The sequence below is a fragment of the Undibacterium sp. Jales W-56 genome (assembly GCF_025548535.1).
GTDB lineage: Bacteria > Pseudomonadota > Gammaproteobacteria > Burkholderiales > Burkholderiaceae_D > Undibacterium.
The window spans coordinates 216642-235630 of the sequence record NZ_JAJLQW010000004.1 but is presented as its reverse complement, the minus strand read 5'-3'; the positions used below and the strand labels follow the sequence as shown (position 1 = coordinate 235630).

Genomic DNA, 18989 nt, shown 5'->3' with positions numbered 1-18989 from the left:
AACTCACTTAAAATAACTGTGGACAACATCGATCAACTGCTCTTTGGCGTCACCATGTTCACCCGCATGCGCTTCGGCATCGACAAGGTGGGTGCGAATATGATCCTCCAGCACGACTGCCAGTAAGCCCGTCATCGCACCCCGGCAACTAGTAATTTGTTGCAACACATGTATACAGTCGTTTTCTTCTGTTAAAGCACGTTCTATGGCATCGACTTGTCCCCGGATGCGACGCACGCGGTTCAATAGTTTTTGCTTATCGCGGATAGTGTGACCCATGGCAGTCTCCAAGTATAGGGTGGGGGACTATACCATAAAGTGTTCAGATCAAGCGTGGCAAAAGTCATTGCGCAGACCATTGCAATCTAATGGCATTGATAGTTACCCGCTCTTTGGAGGAGCCTTAACCGCTTTATATTCGCGAGTTATGCACTAGGCATTGACACGCCATTGTCCCTGGGGGATATAATCGCCAAACTTTGTACAATGCCGTGTTTCAAACGGCCTGTAATTGCCCCAATATGAAAAAGGCAATCCTGATTTTCTTGATGATGATACTTCCATGGCAAGCTATCGCTGCCACGGAGCGTAACGTCACGCATGTATTGGGTAGCGGTAAAAGCCATGGCATGGAGTTCGTCATCAAGCACATTGCCGAGCATGCCGACCACGTCCTGCATCACCATGACGACGATGCGGATGAAGATGATGACGATGACACGCATGTCGATGATTCCCTGAAATCCATACAGCATCTGGCCGACTATGACCAGGCTGGCAGTTTGAATGTATTGTTTTTTGTGCCCAGTCAGCCAGACGGGGTATACGTTTCACCTACGCCTTCTGTCAGATGGTCAGATACCTATTCTGACCGCACGACCATACCCTTATTGCGTCCGCCCCGTACACCCGCCTGACACGCGGGTAATTCGTCCTGTGTGGCCATTGAGTGTTTGATATGGTCACTTCGTCTTGTCGCCCGCCTTACTGCACTCAATTTAATTCTGCAGAGGCTATTCATGCACAAAATTTCCAAACGCTTGCGCGGCTTATCGCGTGCGCGTCTATTTACCAATGGCACCATCAACAGGGCAATATTTGCTTTGATGCTCAGTTCCGGCGTCTCAGTGAGTCATGCTGCTGAAACTCCGTCTTTTGCTGCCTTGCTGCGACAAGCGCAACTGAATGCGCCGTATTTACTCGAACAGGCCGCCAATGTCAGGGCAGCCAGTGCCGAGGCACGCCAGGCTGGTGCCTGGGCTAACCCATCCCTGAGCGTCACCGCAGAGAACTTGGGCGCGCCCTTGTCCGGCGGCATGAGTCAGCGTCAGGACACGTATGCTATTACCCAGGTCTTTGAAGTGGGTGGCAAGCGCTCGGCGCGTATGGAGGCTGAACAGCTCAAGTCTGCTGCCGTTGGCACTCGCGAACGCCAGGCCCGCATTTCCTTTGCCAATGAATTGGCTATCACCTATGCCACCGCAGAAGCCATGCAACAACGCAAGGAAGTGGCCGATGCCGAACTTGTCAGAGCAGGAGATGACTTGCGTGCTGCGCAAGCCCTGGTAAAGGCCGGTCGGGAAGCAGAGCTGCGGCTGGCACAGGCACGCGCCAGTGTCGCTGCTGCCCAGGCTGCCGTGCAGTCGGCATCCGCCGATGCGATCGAGGCGATGGAGAGATTAACCGCCCTGGTCGGTGCCACCGAATCTTTTACACAGATCGACCATCCTTTTTTGGCGACGGCAAGCGCAGTTCATCCAGCAGGCCCATGGTCGGCTGATGCCACGCCCGCACTGGCGAGCGCTGTGGCAGAGCGCGATGCTGTCGCTGCACAAATACGGGTGGAAGAAAAGCGCTGGTTGCCAGATATCGGTGTCAGTGTTGGCATGCGCAAGTTTGGTTGGAGCACAGAAAAAGCCGCAATCATAGGCTTGACGGCCAATATTCCGCTATTTGACCGCAACCAGAGTGGCGTCACCGCCGCCAAGGAACGTGCTGTCAGTGCGTCCATGCGCGTAGAAGCAGCACGACTGGAAGCCACTGCCTCACACCGGTCTGCATTATCCCAGGTCCAGGCATCAGAAAAGCGCCTGCAAGCAGCAGAACAAGGTGAAGCTGCCGCAGGAGAAGCATACCGGCTGGGCCGTGTTGGCTATGACGCAGGAAAGACCGCGTTAGTCGAATTACTCGCTATCCGCCGTGCCCTGTCAGAAGCCAAGGCACTCACCATCGAGTCCCGCCTGGTTCGCGTGCGCGCACTCACCACTCTTTCAACGGCTGAAGGCCGCGTCGCATTTGGAGAATCACCATGATAGAACAAGAACGCCGGTCCATGAACTGGCCTGTCACCGCAGGCATGGTCGCAGTCGCCGCCGCATTGGGATTCGGTGCATCGCACTGGATGGCGGCAAAGAGATCCCCTGCAACGACACCTGTCGCTGCCAGCACAGCCGGTGCTGCTGCGTCTGCACAGGCAGAGAGTGGCACGCCAGAAATCAAGATTCCAGCCGAATACCTGAACATCGCCAAGATTGCCGTAGAACCGGTGCTCAATGGTGGCCTGGAAGCCGAGATTCTGGCTTCGGGCACCGTCACAGCGCCACCGAATAGTGAAGCCATCATTGTGGCGCGTGCATCGGGCAATCTGTCTCGCATCCATCGTCAACTGGGTGACACTGTACGTGCTGGTGAATCTCTGGCGCTGGTAGAGAGTATGGAGGCGGCTACCATGGCTGCCGACAGGACCGTCGCCAAGGCCAAGGTAGAGCTGGCACGCAAGACCTTTGCCCGCGAATCCACGCTATTCCAGCAAGGAGTGACGCCGCGCCAGGAAATGGAAGCTGCACAGTCTGCGCTGGCAGTAGCAGAGAGTGAAGTGCAACGTGCTGCCACCATAGCCCGTACCACACAGGTCTCTGGCGATGGCAAATCAGTGGCGGTAGTCAGTCCTATTGCTGGCAAGATCACGGCACAAATGGGAGTGCTGGGTGGTTTTGTGCAACCTCAGACTGAACTGTTCCGTGTGGCTGGTGCTGGGCCAGTGCAGGTTGAAGTATCCGTGTCTGCTGCTGACATCAGCCGCATTGCCACTGATGACAAAGCCAGCATCATGGCTGCCAGTGGCACGCCAGTAGCAGCGACCGTCCGCTCAGTAAGCACCACAGTTAATGGCAATACTCGCGCTGCCACTGTTGTGCTGACTCCGGCAGCGGGCACAGGTGCACTGGTCGTAGGTGAAGGTGTTCAAGCCCGTCTGCATGTTAAAAGCAGTTCAACTGCTATTTCAGTGCCTGAAGACGCTGTGCAAAACATCGATGGCCGTGACGTATTGTTCGTGCGTACCAAAGAGGGTTTTAAAATCCAGCCTGTACTGGTAGGTGCGCGCAGCGGTGGTGTGGCACACATCGTGTCCGGCATCCGTGCTGGCGAGCAGGTAGCTACCCGTAATGCTTTCCTGATCAAGGCGGACATGATCAAGAGTGGCAAGGAAGAATGATGATTGACTCCATACTTACCGGCTCAGTCCGGTCACGCTGGGTGATTCTGTTCCTGACCATCGTTCTCGCTTTGGTCGGCGGCTGGCAATTGAACCTGCTGCCGATTGATGTCACCCCTGATATCACCAATAAACAGGTGCAGATCAATACCGTCGTACCTACGCTAAGTCCGGTTGAAATCGAAAAACGTGTGACCTTCCCAATTGAAACAGCCTTGGCTGGCCTCAATGGCGTAGAGAGCGTGCGCTCTTTCTCACGCAATGGCTTTAGCCAGGTCACTGCAATCTTCAAGGAAAGCGCTGACCTTTACTTCATGCGCCAGCAAGTCGCAGAACGCCTGGCACGCGCAAAGCCAGAATTGCCGGAGGGCGCAACACCACAACTGGGGCCAGTGTCCACCGGCCTTGGTGAAGTGTTCCACTATAGCGTCGAATATGCCCATCCCAACGGCAACGGAGCAACGCGCAATGACGGCAAACCTGGCTGGCAGACTGATGGCAGCTTCCTGACCGAGCAAGGCGAACACCTTAAAACTGAAATTGCCAAACTGGCTTACCTGCGTACCGTGCAGGACTGGATCATACGGCCACAATTGCGTATCACACCAGGTGTGGCCGATGTCGATTCCCTGGGCGGATATGTCAAAGAATACGTGGTAGAGCCAGATGCCGCCAGACTGGCAACACACGGCATTTCCTTTGCTGAGCTGGCCCGTGCACTGGAAGAAGCCAATGTCTCGGTAGGGGCAAACTACATACGTCGTTCGGGCGAATCCTATCTGGTCCGCGCCGATGGCCGCATACGGACTGCGGATGAAATCAGCCGTACTGTGGTAGCCACACGTAAAGGCGTTCCCATCACCGTGGCCCAGGTCGCCACGGTCAATATAGGCGGTGAATTGCGGTCTGGTGCGGCTAGCCGCAATGGCTATGAAACCGTGGTTGGCAGTGCATTAATGCTGGTAGGTGCTAATAGCCGCACCGTTGCCCGTGGTGTCGGCCACAAGCTGCAAGTGATTGGCAAGACACTGCCAGATGGCATTACCGTGGTGCCCACGCTTGATCGTTCGCAATTGGTGGTTGCAACAATTTCTACCGTTGCCAAGAACCTTGCCGAAGGTGCCTTACTGGTCATCGTCATCCTGTTTGCCTTGCTGGGTAACTGGCGGGCTGCTCTGATTGCGGCCCTGGTGATTCCTTTGTCGCTGTTGATGAGTGCGATAGGCATGAACTCGCTGGGCATTTCTGGCAACCTGATGAGTCTGGGGGCACTGGATTTTGGGCTGATCATCGATGGTGCCGTCATCATTGTAGAAAATACCCTGCGCCGCCTGGCAGAACGTCAGTACAGTGAGGGCCGCTTGCTGGTACTCAAGGAAAGGCTGGAGGAAGTGGTGGCATCGTCACGCGAGATGCTGCGTCCTACCATCTATGGTCAATTGGTGATTTTCCTGGTTTTCTTGCCATGCCTGACTTTCCAAGGCGTGGAAGGCAAGATGTTTTCGCCCATGGTCATTACGCTGATGCTGGCACTGGGTTCGGCTTTCGTATTGTCATTGACCTTCGTACCAGCACTGATAGCTGTGCTGATGAACAAGCCAGTGGCAGAGAAAGAAGTCAGGGTCATTGTCGCCACAAAGAACCGCTATGAACCCTGGCTGCGCCGTGCCGTGGCACATCCGCTGCCATTTATTGGTACCGGCCTGGGTGTACTAGCCCTGGCAGCGATAGCCTTCAGCTTCGTCGGACGGGAATTCATGCCTACGCTGGATGAACAAAACCTCAACTTGTCTTCGGTGCGTATACCATCGACTTCGATTGACCAGTCGGTGGCGATAGATTTGCCGCTGGAACTGGCTGTCATGGGATTGCCGGAAGTCAAAACGGTTTACTCCAAAGCGGGTACGGCCAGCCTGGCCGCTGACCCCATGCCACCCAATGCCTCGGACAATTACATTATCCTCAAGCCGAAGAGCGAATGGCCGCAAGGCGTGACGACCAAGGAACAGGTGATCGAGCGTATCCGTGCCAAGACCGCTTCACTGGTGGGCAACAACTATGATGTTACCCAGCCTATCGAGATGCGTTTTAATGAGCTGATCGGTGGCGTGCGCAGCGATGTGGCCGTCAAGATATTTGGTGACGACCTGGACCAGTTGGCGGATACGGCCAAGAGCATTGCGGCAGTGCTGCGCAAGACGCCAGGTGCTGCCGACGTGCGTGTGGCACAGACAGAAGGCTTTCCGACCTTTGATATCGTCTTTGAGCGTGCTGCAATTGCCCGCTATGGTCTGACCGTCAAGGAAGTGGCAGATACCGTCTCGATTGCACTGGCAGGTCGCTCAGCTGGCCAGATTTTTGAAGGGGATCGCCGCTTTGATATCGTAGTTCGCCTACCTGGGGCGTTGCGTAACAATCTCGATGAACTGGGAGCGCTGCCCGTCATGCTGCCAGTTACTGGTGAACAGGCGCGTACCTCAGTGCCTCTGAGTCAACTGGTACAGTTCAGGTTTAGCCAAGGCTTGAACGAAATCAGCCGCGACAATGGCAAGCGCCGTATTTATGTCGAAGCCAATGTCGTTGGTCGTGATCTTGGCAGTTATGTGGATGAGGCACAAGCCAGCTTGAGCAAGAAAATCAAGCTGCCATCCGGCTCATGGATAGAATGGGGCGGACAATTCCAGAACTTGCGTGCGGCAACGGAAAGGCTGATGATCATCGTCCCTATCTGCTTTGTACTGATCTCCGCGGCCCTGTACATGGCAATCGGGAATGTCATGCTGACCGCAACTGTGCTGACGGCAGTGCCTCTGGCACTGGCAGGCGGTGTGTTCGCCCTGGCATTGCGCGGCATGCCGTTTTCCATCTCGGCTGCGGTCGGCTTTATCGCAGTTTCAGGCGTGGCCGTCCTGAATGGACTGGTACTGATCTCTGCCATCAATAAACGGCTGGCAGATGGCATTGATGCAGCGACGGCAGTGATAGACGGTGCGCTGGAACGCCTGCGGCCCGTATTGATGACTGCGCTGGTCGCTTCACTGGGCTTCGTGCCTATGGCAATTGCCACAGGCACCGGTGCGGAAGTGCAAAAACCACTGGCGACTGTGGTGATAGGCGGGCTGATCACATCAACCATCCTGACTCTGTTTGTATTACCTGCCATTACCGGCATGGTATTGCGCCGCCGCAGAAGCAGGCAGGTAGCAGCGCCAGTCAGCCAGCTGGAAGCATCGACAATTTCGAATTGAGGGAGTGAGTAATGATATTTGTAAAAAGTGGGCCGAACACCTGGCGATGGCTGCTGGCATTGATGCTGAGCTTGCTGGCCGGGGCGGCTCTGGCGCATGGTGTATCAGAGTCGGATAAAGGTTTCCTGCAAGGGGCGGCTGGCGTCCAGATCGTGCCCTATCTGTATCTGGGAGCCAAACACATGGTGACAGGCTATGACCATCTGCTATTTTTGGTTGGCGTGATCTTTTTCTTATACAGGATGAAGGATATAGGCTTGTATGTCACGCTGTTCGCAGTCGGCCACAGCACTACACTGTTACTGGGCGTATTGAATGGCTGGCACATCAATGCCTACCTGGTCGATGCCATCATTGGCCTGTCCATCGTCTATCGTGCATTCGACAATCTGGGTGGTTTCCAGACTTTTTTGAAGGTGCAACCCAACAAGAAAGCTGCTGTACTGATCTTTGGTTTCTTCCACGGCCTGGGGCTGGCGACGAAACTGCAAGACTTTTCCTTGTCACCGGATGGCCTGATCCCCAACATGATTGCTTTCAATGTCGGTGTAGAGATTGGTCAGTTGCTGGCATTGAGCATGATACTCATCGCCATGCGTTACTGGCGCAGTTCAGCAAGCTTTGCCCACCATGCCGTCAAAGGCAACTTTGCCCTCATGACAGCAGGATTTGTGCTGGCCGGTTTTCAGTTTAGCGGCTTCCTCATTAAATAGGAGTTCTATCCATGTCTCAAACAACACAGAACGGCGCTATCTCCGCCCCTAAAAAAGAGTTATTACGTGGCACCGCTATTGCGGCAATTGTCGCAGGTGTGATCCTGGCAATTGCGGTATTACCTGCCGAATATGGCATAGACCCTACTGGCATAGGCAAGAAGCTGGGGCTGACAGCAATGCATAATGCTGCCGCAGCCACTTTACCTGAAGCAGCACCAGCGTCAGTATCGGCTACGTCTGCTACTGTGGCTAAGCCAACAGCAGCGAACCCGTCAGCACCGGCACGGAAGCCATCGACAGTTGCCGCACCTGGTGAAGAGAGGGCCATCACTATAGCTTCGGCAGAAACTGCGCCTTATCGTGTTGATACCATGGAAATCATACTGGCTCCGGGCAAAGGTCTGGAAGTCAAAACCAGTCTTGCCAAGGGTGCCACCCTTATTTACTCCTGGAAAACCACGGGTGGCGAAGTGCTGAACCATGATTTCCATGGCGAGCCACTGAACGCCAAGCATGACGAGTTTGAAAGCTTCATCCTGGAAGACAATGTCAGCGAATCACGCGGATCGCTGATCGCCCCATTTACTGGTGTCCATGGCTGGTACTGGAAAAACAAGAACAAAACGCCAGTCACCGTGGTGCTCAACGCCAGCGGTTTCTATACTGATATCGTCAGAAAATGAATTCAGTGCATAAAGTGAATATGGCAATCAACTTCCTTGATTCTTCAGGAGAAGACCGTGATGCATAAAGGTGTGATTTACGCTTTGCTGGCGGCAGCCTTGTTTGGTGCCAGCACCCCATTTGCCAAGACCCTGGTGGGCCAGGTTGCACCTGTCACCCTGGCTGGCATGCTGTACCAGGGCAGCGGCCTGGGACTGTTGTTCTGGTATGTCTTGCGTGCCGTCTTGACCCGTAAGGATCAGGGAGAGATCGCTGGATTAAAGGCAAAAGACCTGCCATGGCTCAGTGGCGCTGTGGTAGCTGGTGGTATTGCCGGTCCTGTTTTATTGATGTTAGGGCTGACCTTGACGCCAGCTTCATCGGCTTCGTTGCTCCTGAACATGGAAGGTGTACTGACCGCCATGCTGGCCTGGTTTGTTTTCAAGGAGAACTTTGATAAACGCATCTTCCTCGGTATGTTGCTGATTGTCGCGGCGGGTATCTTGCTGTCCTGGGAGCAAATTCCTGTACTTGGTGTGCCATGGGGCGCATTCGCCATCATTGGTGCCTGTCTGTGCTGGGCAATAGACAATAACCTGACCCGCAAAGTGTCTGCCAGTGATGCAGTCCAGATTGCCGGTGTCAAAGGGTTGGTGGCTGGTACGGTTAACTTGCTGATCGCGATGGGGCTGGGGTATTCCTTTCCTGAAACCAGGACGATACTGACGGCTGGTATAGTGGGCTTTTGTGGTTATGGCCTGAGCTTGGTGATGTTTGTGCTTGCACTCAGGCATCTAGGTACTGCTAGGACTGGTGCTTATTTCTCGGCAGCGCCGTTTGTAGGTGCAGTCATTTCTTTGCTGATGTTGGGTGACAGGCCTGGCATCTCTTTCTGGATAGCCGCAGCACTGATGGGGGCAGGCATCTGGTTGCACCTGACTGAGAACCATGGACATCTGCATGATCATGAGGAGCTAGATCATGCGCACGAACATAGCCATGACGAGCATCATCAGCATGAACATGACTTTACATGGGATGGCAAGGAGCCGCATGTGCACACACACCGGCATGCTCCCATGACACATACTCATCCTCATTTTCCGGATATTCATCATCGTCACTCGCACTGAAGCAGATTCAAAGGGTCTTTGTTACGACGCCCACGAAGTCACATCTTTACTGGAGTATCAAATGAAACGAAGCATTTTTTGCGTAGTGATCCTTTCTGCTGCCAAACCTGACAGAAGTAGATGATATGTATTTTAAGCTGGTCAACAAAAACGGTGCTGGGATTGATAGGCGCTAGTGAAGAGGCGCCGTAAAGTGGAAACGGTGAGATTGTAGCAACGCGTCCCATTGCTGATATCGCAAAGACCTAAATCGCGCAACGCCTCGGTGACTGAGTTGATACGATGCGGATGTATGAATGCCTTGATTTGTTTCATGAAATTCTCCTTAAAAAAAATGCGCCGCTCACGACGAGCGGCGCATCGATCAGTCAGCAAGTTTTGCTTTAGCCTTGCGCTCTTTACGCTCTTCTACCCATTCATACAACAGGGGCAACAGCAACAAGGTCAATGCGGTCGAGGTGAACAAGCCACCGACTACGACTGTAGCGAGCGGTCTTTGCGTTTCCGCACCGACTCCACTGGACAGCAACATAGGTACCAGTCCAAAGATCGCAATCGACGCCGTCATCAATACCGGACGCAAGCGTAATGCTGCGCCTTGCCGTACCGCCTCACGCACCGACATACCGCGCTCACGTTGTTCATTGAGAAACGTAACCAGCACAATACCATTCAGCATCGCCACCCCGAACACGGCAATGAAACCAATCGCCGACGGCACCGACAAATACTGCCCTGTGATAAAGAGGCCGACGACACCACCTATCGTTGCAAACGGCACGTTGGCGATAATTAGCGTGGCATAAGTTAGTGAATTGAAGGCGGTGTATAACAGAATAAAAATCAAACCGATAGTGAGCGGTACGATCACCAGCAGCTTGTTCATGGCACGCTGCTGGTTTTCAAAAGCGCCGCCCCATTCGATGACATAGCCTTCAGGCAGTTTCACCTGTTGGCGTATTTTTGCTTCAGCTTCCTTGACGAAGCTATCGATATCACGGCCTTGTACGTCCATCTGGATCACCGCATAACGCTGCAATTCCTCGCGCCGTATGAAGGAATATCCCTCATCAAGCTCGATGCTTGCCACATTACTGAGTGGGACTAGCGCGCCACTTTGCGAGCGGATCGGAATATTGCCGATGGATTGCACATTATTGCGGAACTCCGGTGCTAGCCAGGCCTGAATATCGAAACGCTTGGTGCCATCGATCAGTGTCGATACCGCTTTGCCGCCGATTCCGGTTTGTACGACTTCCAGAATTTCATCTGCATTGATACCGTAACGTGCTGCGGCGTCGCGGTTGACCTTGATCACCAATTGAGGCTTACCCTTGTTCGCCTCCAGAGATAGGTCTGCCACACCCGGTACTTTGTCGAGCACCCCCTTCATTTGCTCTGACAGACGGTCTAGAGTGTTGAGGTCTTCGCCAACCAATTTTAAAGCCAGAGTGGCACGCACGCCGGAAATCAACTCTTCGATGCGACTCTGGATAGGCTGGCTGGCAGCAATCACCGCTGTTGGCACAACAGTTTCCAGCTTCTGCTGCATTTCCTTTGCGAGGTCTGGAACCGAGATTTTTTTTGACCACTCGCCTTGCGGCTTCAGGTTGACTAGCAACTCCATATAGTTGACGTCCGCCGTTTCACCTTTTTCGGCACGACCTATCATCGCAATTGAGGACGTCGATTGGGGGAATTGTTTCAGCGCGTTTTCTAATTGCTGGGAAAGACGAATCGACTCTTCCAGCGATGTTGATGGGATGCTGGTGACCCGGAACATGATTCCACCTTCCTGCAAGGTCGGCATGAATTCCTTACCTAGGAAAGGGATCAAGGCCAGTGCAGCGATCAACGTCACGATGGCGCCTGTGATGACCTTTTTCTTGCTATCCAAGGCCCAGTCCAGCAACGGCAAATACAGTTTCTTCGCCCAGCGAACGACCAAGGTATCTTTCTCTTCCTTGGGCTTAAGGATCAAGGCGGACAAAACCGGCACCAGGGTCATGGTCAGCAACAGGGAGCCTATCATCGCAAAGGTAATGGTGAGCGCCATCGGTTTGAACATCTTGCCTTCCAGGCCTGTTAATGAAAACAAGGGCAGAAACACCACGATAATGATCAAGATCGCAAAGGCGACCGGATTCATGACTTCTCGCGCAGCTTCGAGGATGACGTGTGTTTTATTGACCTTTTTGCCCGCCTGATGCGACAACAACCTAAAGCCGTTCTCCACCATTACCACAGCACCGTCCACCATCATACCAATGCCCACCGCCAGCCCGGCCAGAGACATCAGGTTCGCTGATAAGCCCCATTGCTGCATCAGCATGAAGCTGATCAGCATCGCCAGCGGCAAGGCCACGATCACGACAATCGCGGAACGGATCTCTCCCAGGAACAAGAACAGGATGATCGCCACCAGCACCGAACCTTCCACTAGCGCGCTTTCGGCTGTCTTGACCGCTTTGTCGACCAGGTCGGTGCGATCATAGACCGGGTTGATCGTGATGCCCTTAGGTAGCGCCTGTTGCGCCACCTTGATCTTTTGCTTAACGGCTTCCACCACGCCCTTGGCGTTTTCGCCAATACGTTGCAATGCCATGCCGAGTACGACCTCTTTACCATCCTTGGTGACAGCACCGAAACGCAACGAAGGGGCCTCCTTAACTTCGGCCACGTCACGCACATAGACCGGTGTGCCTTCACGTGTAGCCAGCACGACGTTACCGATATCCTTGGCATTGGCCACCAGGCCAAGACCGCGCACCAGATATTGTTCCTGACCTATGTTCAGGTATTGTCCACCGACTTGCCGATTGTTCGCGGTCAAGGTTTCCATCACCGTTTTCAGGCTCAGGCCATACTTGATCAACTGATTGGGATTGATCAGTACCTGATATTGTTTTTCATCGCCCCCCCAGGAAGTGACATCGTCCACACCGGGCGCGGTGCGCAGCTTGAGACGCACGTTCCAGTCCTGTAAAGTACGCAGGTCCATGGTCGACATTTTCTTATCCGCAGATTCGATGGTGTACCAAAAGACTTGTCCTAAACCTGAACTATTCGGCCCGACTGCCGGTTCACCATAGCCAGCGGGAATTCGTTCCTTGGCTTCCAGGAGTTTTTCACCGACCAATCTTCTGGCGAAATAGATGTCGACATTATCCTTAAAGTTGACGCTGACGTAGGACAGGCCGAATAAGGATACCGAACGTATCGCTTCAACGCCGGCAAGACCGGCCATCGAGGTTTCAATCGGTGCGGTCAAGAGTTTTTCCACATCCTCGGCGGCAAGGCCAGGCGATTCTGTATAAATGTTCACCTGTATAGGTGTGACATCAGGAAAGGCATCGACGGGCAACTCCATCCAGGCTTTAGCGCCCAACAAGATGACTAAGACAAAGACCACCAGTACCAGCACCTTGTATCGGAGGGATAAATCCACTATTTTATTTAACATGGCGATGTCCCTTAATCCGCACTGATCTGCGATTTCAGCATCTTGGCTTTCAAGGCGTAAGCACCACTGGTCACCACCTTTTCACCGGGTGCTATGCCAGACTTGAGAATGACCTGGCCTTGCAATTTATCACCTAGCTCGACTGCGCGTGCCTCAAAGCCGTCTGCATCCTGGATAAACGCCGTAGGCTGCCCCTGTACCAGTACCACCGCTTGCTCAGGCAAGAGCAATGCCTTGCTGGTTCCAGAAGTGGCAATCGCCGCAGTGGCAAACATTTCCAGCTTGAGCCTGCCATCGGTATTGGGTACTTCTACGCGTGCTTTGACTGTGCGTGACTCTTTATCCATCGTACTGCTGATATAGGTGACCTTGCCTTTAAAGATCTCGCTTGGATAGGCCGCAGTAGTGATCTGCGCCTCGGCTCCGATCTTGACTTTGCCTACATCTTTTTCGTACAAGTTGGTCTCGATCCAGACGTTGGATAAATCTGCAATGCTGAACATTTCCTTCTCGGATTGCGCCAGTTCACCCAAAACCGCTTTCTTTTCTATGACCGTACCGGCAAATGGTGCCGAGACCGCGAATACAGAGGTGCCAGCTGAATCCTGTTTGCCAGCGATACCAAGTATCTGCCGTTTCTCGCCAGCTGCACGCAACACCGCTTTGGCTTTCTCAAAATCGGCTCGCACGCGCAAATAGTCTTTCTGCGGAATGATTTGGTCGGCATACAGTTTTTCAGCGCGTTCCATGCCGGATTTTGCCAATGCATGTTCGGAGACCGCCTGCACGTAGGACGATTGGGCTTCACCCACTTCAACGCTATCGACCAAAGCAAGCGCTTGGCCTTGCTTGACCTTGTCGCCCAGATTGGCCATGACTTGCGTCACTCTGCCGGCAACGCGGGGGGCGACCCGGGCCAATTTATCCTGATTAGCCTGAATCGTCGCCGTTACGCTGATCTGTTCATGGAGTTCCTGTTCTTGCAACAGGGCGATGGTGATGCCTGCAGCCGCTATTTCTTCTTTAGACAGCTGTAATCCTGGTTCTTTGGTATGGGCTGAAGCAGAGGCCGCAGGTTTTTCTTTGGCTGGTTCAGCCTTTTTGGCTGCATCGTCTTTTCCGCAGCCTGTGAGCAATAACAGGGATAGGAGTGGAGACAGGAGCAGCACGCAGCTACTGCGCGATTTGATGGGGATCATAGAAGTCATTTCGTTAGCATTGTTTTTTAAAAGGTAAAGAGACGCACTCATCGGGACGTCGAGGCTTCATTCCAACCTGCAGTCAGATGCAAAGAGAGACGAGTCAGTCGCCACTCGGTTTGCGCATCAATCAAGTCGCGTCTGCCATCAAGCACCTGGCGATTCACCACCAGCAATTGAAATAAGCCGATTTCACCGGACTGCAAAGACTTGACCGATAAACGTTGATTTTCTTCCAGCGCGGGAAGAACGCTTTGTTGCAATGCATTGACCCGCAGCGTCAGGCTTTGCAGTTTTTGCCAGAGTGAGGTCACACTGCTGGCCGTATTGCGCACAGAAGTTTCACGCTCGATTTGCGCCTGACTTAGTTCTGTTGCGGCACGTCCGATCCCTCCAGCATTATTGCGAAATAAGGGAAGTGGTAGTGACACTGTTAAACTGGTCAGTCGTTCGTGGGCACTGGTCGCCCCCTCTCTACCGGTCGTCACACCTACCGTGAGATCAGGGTAACGTGTTGCACGTTCCAGAGCGAGACGACTCTTTGCAGCCTGTTCACGGTAATCAAGCGCACGCAGTAAGGGGCGGTTTGCCGCACTCGATAATAATGTTTCTAGCGTATCGGTCGGTGTTGGGGCGCTGAGCGTGCCGACGACCCTAGGAAGCCCATTGCCAGGTAGTTGTAAGGTCTGCGCCAGTTCGGTGCGTGCCTGAATTAACTGCTCTTCCAGGACGCCAATTTGGTTGCTGGCTCGCACGGCTTCTACGCTAGCGAGGTTACCATCGAGTCGGCTATCTTCACCTGCGGCAACGCGCTTTTTAACCGAGCTGGCAGTGTCTTCGATGATTTTAAGTGACTGACGTTCGGTCAAGATGCGTTCTTGCAACGAGAGCACCTGCACAAAACGTTGCTCAACTTCGGCACGGATCTCACGACGGGTATCTTCGATTAACGCATCGAGTGCTTGCAGTTGTTGCTCAGTCGCTTTGCGGCGATAGCTTTGCTGCCCAGCGAGTTCAAAGGTTTGCTCAATACCGGTCGACCATTCCCGCCTATTTTCTGCGGGCATGCCAATCTGCGGCACCTCACGTCTTACTCTTTCTCCCGTTAACTTGGGATTGTTCCATAGCAGAGAGCGGGCATCGCTAAATTCGCCTTGTGCGGTGCTAAGTTGCGCCTGGACTTGGCGCAGCCTGGCATTAGCATGTTCAGCGAACTGCCAGGCTTGTTCTAGTGTGAGTGGTACCGCCGAGCTTGTATCAGCTGTGGCGCTCGTCGAGATGGAAACTACGTTTTTATTAGCTGTGCTGTCACTTGCCAGCGAAATGGCAGGGGCAACCAGCAGTGCCGCAATACTGAGCGGCAAGATCAATGGGCGCATCAAATTCTCCAAAGAAAAATATGGGGATATTTGGCGAGAGGTCGCGACAGCGCTTGCTGCGCTCAATATGAGAAGACAGTCCCGCCAGGCTTAGTTGATGCGGAGCCAGTTCGGTTTAGTCAGACTGTCGGGGATGTAGGATTGGTAGGTAAACGGTTGGATTTCTGCGTTACCTGAAATACTAAGAAATAGGTAATCCATGAATTGAACAGTCACAACGTTCGTATAAGAATGGTGACAAAAGTCGCAATCAATATCATTTGCGCTAATTTTACTCTTACTCGATTGCTGCGTTTCAGGCGTAGCTTCGTGTTGATGATCATGATGCCCAAAATGTTGCGAGGCTTTGCCCGTTTCATGCATGCAATAGGTATTCGCCACCGCCCAGCCTAACTGGATGGTGAATGCAAGAATTAGCATGAGAACGAATTTTTTGAGCATGAAGTTAATTATATGCCTAAAAATGATTTTAATAATGAGGTCGTTATAAGGAAAGCGGCCGATATACTTATTTTAATTTACGTTTTAGACTGATTCACCTTTTTGGCGCGTTGGACACGAATAGCGAGCTTTGACCAGGAAAGTAGGTCAGAAACGCTATTTATCACCCAAACACTCTCTGCATCTGACACCCATCCTATCTTTAACAACCTTTCATAGTATTGCTGAAGGATCTCGACTTCCGACATATGTGCTCGTTTGCCTGTCTTGGACCCTAGAGATTTTTCGCTAAACTGTCTGACTAAATCATCACATATCTCCCAGCGCTGAAACCTCTCCTGAGGTGAGGTTCCCAACGGATAGAATTTGCCGTCATGTTCTGTTAGCAATAATTTTTCTTGAACGCCTGAAATTGCTCCCTGCAGTGCAGTCATCGGGAAATCAGCCGGGATCTGATTATATTTCTCGGTGCCAGTAGAAGTAGTCGTTGACGCTTGATTGTTCATATTCACCATCTAACTAGTAGACTGATTGTATGCTACCGTATATTTAGAGCAACCTATATGACAGAAATTGAACTCGTAACATAGTTGCCGATGGTTATGTGTTAATTTGCTATGTCGATGTTCGCTCGCAAAATGACAGCAGGATTGAAAATCCTTGTGTCGGTGGTTCGATTCCGCCCCGGGCCACCAAGGAATTACCTTACAAGACGCCAACCCTCGCCGGTTGGCGTTTTTGTTTGTCGAACAAAAAGTCCTCGTGTCCGGTCTATTTCCGGTTTACGGCCGAAAGCAGGAATCTCCCACCACTTCTCCCCCTGCTTTTTCTCGCGCGCTGTCGCATCTCTTCCTCGGCACTACTTCCCTGCTGCCTTCGCAGCCTTCTCGACCCAAGTTCCAAGGTTGTTATATCCGTCGTCCTTTACCCAAAGATAGAAGTCGTAACCGGCAGGAAGTTGCCCGCATCGCTCCGACGTGTTCCCATTCAAGTCCTTGATTTTACTGATATCTATACCCAACAAGCCGTTGCCCCTCGCGATGCTCTGTTCGATTTCGTATTTCACCCATCTGCTTTTGCATGTCTGCTCGCCCACAAGCACCACAGTGACCGATGTGCCTTTTAGTTGATTGTCGATCCAATTCTTGATCGCTTGATCACCAGCCTTTTTTACTTTTTCAAAATCAGCCTTATCAATAAACCCGGCCGTGTCCTCGCCTTTTGTGATTGCACTATTTCGAACAACCATTGCCCGAGAAACGTCTTCATATTTGAAGCTAAAAAAAACCTTCCTTGTCATATTTCCTCCTTTATAAAACACTCACATTGCATTAACACCGTGCCCCAGTGAGAAATCGAGCAGCCGTACGGATAAAATTCAATACTTCACTTGATCTCGCTTCTCCGTCACCGCGATACCCAGCTCCTCATGAAACAATCTTGCAAAATCGATCCTGTCATCAATTTGGCCGAGTTGATCCGCCAATTTCATCGCCGCACCGCCCGGCGAGCGCACTGCAAGCACCTTCGCATTAGGGTGCATTTTCTGAAATAACTGATATTCATCGATAACTCCGTCCATTCCACCGATAAACACTGCCGCATCGAACGGGCCAGAAAGCATCTCTGTCCTCATGCGCGCTAGGCTCTTAGCGCGATCGCCTTCGACTGCGTCAATAAAGACCACATTACCGAAGCGTGCATTTTCATCCGGAAAAACGTCTTCAAATAATCGACTCTGGTACAAAATCACCGCTTTCGCATATTCAATACCGAGATCCTCACATACAGCCCATACCATGGGCGTAATTGCAGGATGCCCACCCCACACGAGCAATCGCCGCCCCAGACAGACTGTCAGCAACTCACGTACTGCAAACTGAATCAAAAATGGATTCGCAGTCTGGTGATAGTCGCCTTGACCGGCAACAGGAACACTTGCCGAGAGAAATATTCTACGCATCACATCGCCTCCCAGCCGCCGAAGTCCCAAACAGCTTCAGTTTTCTTGACCCATCTTGTGCCTGGCACTTTTTGTGCAAGCCAGTCCATATGCACCTGCCAACTGCGTTTCAATCCGAAATGGTCGTACACAACCGCACTTTCCTCGCCAGCGGCCCGCTCAAATGTTTCTTGCAGAAGAAGTGATGTTGGAACCCCAATTGTCGGTTGAATAACGAGTTTTCGACCAGATCGAAGTGTCAGATACATCGAACGATTAGAGCCGACGCAATCAATTTTCCCTTCTACCTGCTCTATGGCATCCTGAACAGCAGTTACCATACTTAAGTGCCGAGTAGCATGACTTAAGCTCCGCACGTTCTCAAGCTGAGAACAAATTCTTTCGACGGCAGGCAACCCAAGCTGCCCTAGTTCGTCTAGCTCATCCTTAACCAACTCCACAAGACTTGCGGTTCCCGTATGAATTGACGGCGTAGTATCGGGCCATTGCACGCGCAAAACGCCAATGCCTTTTGCCAAAGCGCGACCATATTCGGCGCTTGTCCAGCGACTCTCAAAATACTTTGGCGTCTCCAGCATGATCAGCACATCAACGTCGCAAAGTTGATGCCACAACGTCTCCTGAAAGTCCACAGCCGGGCCGATTCCCTGCGTATCCAAAAAAACATCAAATTGCCGCGCTGACAGCTCGGAAAAAAGCTGCACTGCAGCTGCCGTAGCTTCATTCCTGCGATAACTTAAAAAAACTCGCCTTTGCCTCGGCAAGAGTCCGACGCACTCCAGCAAAGCATTGAAAATACGTTCAGGAGAAACCTTATCAACGAAAAGGCAATTCAGTCGCCGCAGGCTCGCGGGAATTTCTGTTGCGACGCTTGCATCGTTGGAAGCTACTGGAAGAATTGAGATCGACTCACAGTCCATAGACTTAGAAATATCAATCTCTACTGAGTCTTTACCCCCGAAAAAGATAGCTGCCGCTGCGGCTCTAGTGCCAGGCCTAAATTCAGCTGGCTGGACAACTAAGGAAATCTCTTCACCTAATTTCAACTTGAAGCGATCACACGCATCAGCAAGTTGCTCCTGCAATTTTTTCAGTTGCTCTGCCGTCGGCGCACCGAAGACCGCAAGTTCATAAAGGGGCATTTTTCCTCCATGCGAGATTGAATTGCGACATGTGCGCCCATGTACGAAAACCGTCGATCTGCTTCGCCACGCATGCACAAATTTAGCAAAAATAATACACAAAAAAAAGGTTGCAACCGGACCAATAGGTACCTGCGCCATCACTG

At 52.4% G+C, this 18989-nt stretch carries 17 protein-coding genes; 7 read left to right on the top strand and 10 right to left on the bottom strand.

The window, feature by feature from the left end; all coding sequences use genetic code 11:
• Positions 1-3: 3 nt before the first annotated feature.
• A complete protein-coding gene (locus LPB67_RS12770) occupies positions 4-279 on the bottom strand; it encodes a metal/formaldehyde-sensitive transcriptional repressor (RefSeq protein WP_262837641.1) in 276 nt (91 codons plus the stop codon).
• 242 nt (positions 280-521) lie between these two features.
• Between LPB67_RS12770 and LPB67_RS12765 the strand changes: the two genes are divergently transcribed.
• From LPB67_RS12765 to LPB67_RS12735, 7 genes are all read left to right on the top strand, one after another.
• Positions 522-917, top strand: a complete 396-nt coding sequence (locus tag LPB67_RS12765) for a hypothetical protein (RefSeq protein ID WP_262837640.1) — start codon at positions 522-524, stop codon at positions 915-917.
• Positions 918-1019: 102 nt separating this feature from the next.
• Positions 1020-2312, top strand: a complete 1293-nt coding sequence (locus tag LPB67_RS12760) for a TolC family protein (RefSeq protein ID WP_262837639.1) — start codon at positions 1020-1022, stop codon at positions 2310-2312.
• Positions 2309-3496 carry an efflux RND transporter periplasmic adaptor subunit gene (locus tag LPB67_RS12755; protein WP_262837638.1) on the top strand — a complete coding sequence of 396 codons (1188 nt, stop codon included), beginning with the start codon at positions 2309-2311 and terminating at the stop codon, positions 3494-3496. The genes LPB67_RS12760 and LPB67_RS12755 overlap by 4 nt, the downstream gene beginning before the upstream one ends.
• Positions 3496-6744, top strand: coding sequence for a CusA/CzcA family heavy metal efflux RND transporter (locus LPB67_RS12750; protein WP_262837637.1), 3249 nt, complete (start codon positions 3496-3498; stop codon positions 6742-6744). The genes LPB67_RS12755 and LPB67_RS12750 overlap by 1 nt, the downstream gene beginning before the upstream one ends.
• A gap of 11 nt (positions 6745-6755) precedes the next feature.
• Positions 6756-7457: a HupE/UreJ family protein gene (locus LPB67_RS12745; protein ID WP_262837636.1), complete on the top strand. Its 702-nt coding sequence runs from the start codon at positions 6756-6758 to the stop codon at positions 7455-7457.
• An 11-nt stretch (positions 7458-7468) separates the two neighbouring features.
• Positions 7469-8143, top strand: a complete 675-nt coding sequence (locus LPB67_RS12740; RefSeq protein WP_262837635.1) for a transmembrane anchor protein — start codon at positions 7469-7471, stop codon at positions 8141-8143.
• Positions 8144-8203: 60 nt separating this feature from the next.
• Positions 8204-9256 (top strand): DMT family transporter, encoded by a 1053-nt coding sequence (locus LPB67_RS12735; RefSeq protein ID WP_262837815.1) that lies wholly within the window; start codon positions 8204-8206, stop codon positions 9254-9256.
• Positions 9257-9397: 141 nt separating this feature from the next.
• On the opposite strand, the gene LPB67_RS12730 is transcribed toward LPB67_RS12735, so the two are convergent.
• The 9 genes from LPB67_RS12730 to LPB67_RS12690 all read right to left on the bottom strand — a co-directional run bounded on the left by LPB67_RS12730 (position 9398) and on the right by LPB67_RS12690 (position 18984).
• On the bottom strand, positions 9398-9571 hold the full coding sequence (locus tag LPB67_RS12730) for a hypothetical protein (RefSeq protein ID WP_262837634.1): 174 nt from the start codon (positions 9569-9571) through the stop codon (positions 9398-9400).
• A gap of 49 nt (positions 9572-9620) precedes the next feature.
• Positions 9621-12719: an efflux RND transporter permease subunit gene (locus tag LPB67_RS12725; protein WP_262837633.1), complete on the bottom strand. Its 3099-nt coding sequence runs from the start codon at positions 12717-12719 to the stop codon at positions 9621-9623.
• 11 nt (positions 12720-12730) lie between these two features.
• Entirely contained in the window at positions 12731-13927 is a 1197-nt protein-coding gene (locus LPB67_RS12720) for an efflux RND transporter periplasmic adaptor subunit (protein ID WP_262837632.1), read from the bottom strand.
• A gap of 38 nt (positions 13928-13965) precedes the next feature.
• Positions 13966-15297, bottom strand: coding sequence for a TolC family protein (locus LPB67_RS12715; protein ID WP_262837631.1), 1332 nt, complete (start codon positions 15295-15297; stop codon positions 13966-13968).
• Positions 15298-15387: 90 nt separating this feature from the next.
• On the bottom strand, positions 15388-15738 hold the full coding sequence (locus LPB67_RS12710; RefSeq protein WP_262837630.1) for a hypothetical protein: 351 nt from the start codon (positions 15736-15738) through the stop codon (positions 15388-15390).
• Between the two features lie 77 nt (positions 15739-15815).
• Positions 15816-16244 (bottom strand): hypothetical protein, encoded by a 429-nt coding sequence (locus LPB67_RS12705; RefSeq protein WP_262837629.1) that lies wholly within the window; start codon positions 16242-16244, stop codon positions 15816-15818.
• 353 nt (positions 16245-16597) lie between these two features.
• Positions 16598-17038: a TIR domain-containing protein gene (locus LPB67_RS12700; protein WP_262837628.1), complete on the bottom strand. Its 441-nt coding sequence runs from the start codon at positions 17036-17038 to the stop codon at positions 16598-16600.
• A 78-nt stretch (positions 17039-17116) separates the two neighbouring features.
• A complete protein-coding gene (locus LPB67_RS12695) occupies positions 17117-17701 on the bottom strand; it encodes a hypothetical protein (RefSeq protein WP_262837627.1) in 585 nt (194 codons plus the stop codon).
• Entirely contained in the window at positions 17701-18984 is a 1284-nt protein-coding gene (locus LPB67_RS12690) for a toll/interleukin-1 receptor domain-containing protein (protein WP_262837626.1), read from the bottom strand. Before LPB67_RS12690 ends, LPB67_RS12695 begins: the two co-directional genes overlap by 1 nt.
• Positions 18985-18989 lie beyond the last annotated feature (5 nt).

Bases quoted from the DNA above. Each gene is read 5' to 3' on its own strand.
- LPB67_RS12700 (WP_262837628.1), bottom strand. From the start codon at position 17,038: ATGACAAGGAAGGTTTTTTTTAGCTTCAAATATGAAGACGTTTCTCGG.
- LPB67_RS12695 (WP_262837627.1), bottom strand. From the start codon at position 17,701: ATGCGTAGAATATTTCTCTCGGCAAGTGTTCCTGTTGCCGGTCAAGGC.
- LPB67_RS12705 (WP_262837629.1), bottom strand. From the start codon at position 16,244: ATGAACAATCAAGCGTCAACGACTACTTCTACTGGCACCGAGAAATAT.
- LPB67_RS12760 (WP_262837639.1), top strand. From the start codon at position 1,020: ATGCACAAAATTTCCAAACGCTTGCGCGGCTTATCGCGTGCGCGTCTA.
- LPB67_RS12710 (WP_262837630.1), bottom strand. From the start codon at position 15,738: ATGCTCAAAAAATTCGTTCTCATGCTAATTCTTGCATTCACCATCCAG.
- LPB67_RS12720 (WP_262837632.1), bottom strand. From the start codon at position 13,927: ATGACTTCTATGATCCCCATCAAATCGCGCAGTAGCTGCGTGCTGCTC.
- LPB67_RS12735 (WP_262837815.1), top strand. From the start codon at position 8,204: ATGCATAAAGGTGTGATTTACGCTTTGCTGGCGGCAGCCTTGTTTGGT.
- LPB67_RS12770 (WP_262837641.1), bottom strand. From the start codon at position 279: ATGGGTCACACTATCCGCGATAAGCAAAAACTATTGAACCGCGTGCGT.
- LPB67_RS12745 (WP_262837636.1), top strand. From the start codon at position 6,756: ATGATATTTGTAAAAAGTGGGCCGAACACCTGGCGATGGCTGCTGGCA.
- LPB67_RS12765 (WP_262837640.1), top strand. From the start codon at position 522: ATGAAAAAGGCAATCCTGATTTTCTTGATGATGATACTTCCATGGCAA.
- LPB67_RS12755 (WP_262837638.1), top strand. From the start codon at position 2,309: ATGATAGAACAAGAACGCCGGTCCATGAACTGGCCTGTCACCGCAGGC.
- LPB67_RS12730 (WP_262837634.1), bottom strand. From the start codon at position 9,571: ATGAAACAAATCAAGGCATTCATACATCCGCATCGTATCAACTCAGTC.
- LPB67_RS12750 (WP_262837637.1), top strand. From the start codon at position 3,496: ATGATTGACTCCATACTTACCGGCTCAGTCCGGTCACGCTGGGTGATT.
- LPB67_RS12690 (WP_262837626.1), bottom strand. From the start codon at position 18,984: ATGGCGCAGGTACCTATTGGTCCGGTTGCAACCTTTTTTTTGTGTATT.
- LPB67_RS12740 (WP_262837635.1), top strand. From the start codon at position 7,469: ATGTCTCAAACAACACAGAACGGCGCTATCTCCGCCCCTAAAAAAGAG.
- LPB67_RS12715 (WP_262837631.1), bottom strand. From the start codon at position 15,297: ATGCGCCCATTGATCTTGCCGCTCAGTATTGCGGCACTGCTGGTTGCC.
- LPB67_RS12725 (WP_262837633.1), bottom strand. From the start codon at position 12,719: ATGTTAAATAAAATAGTGGATTTATCCCTCCGATACAAGGTGCTGGTA.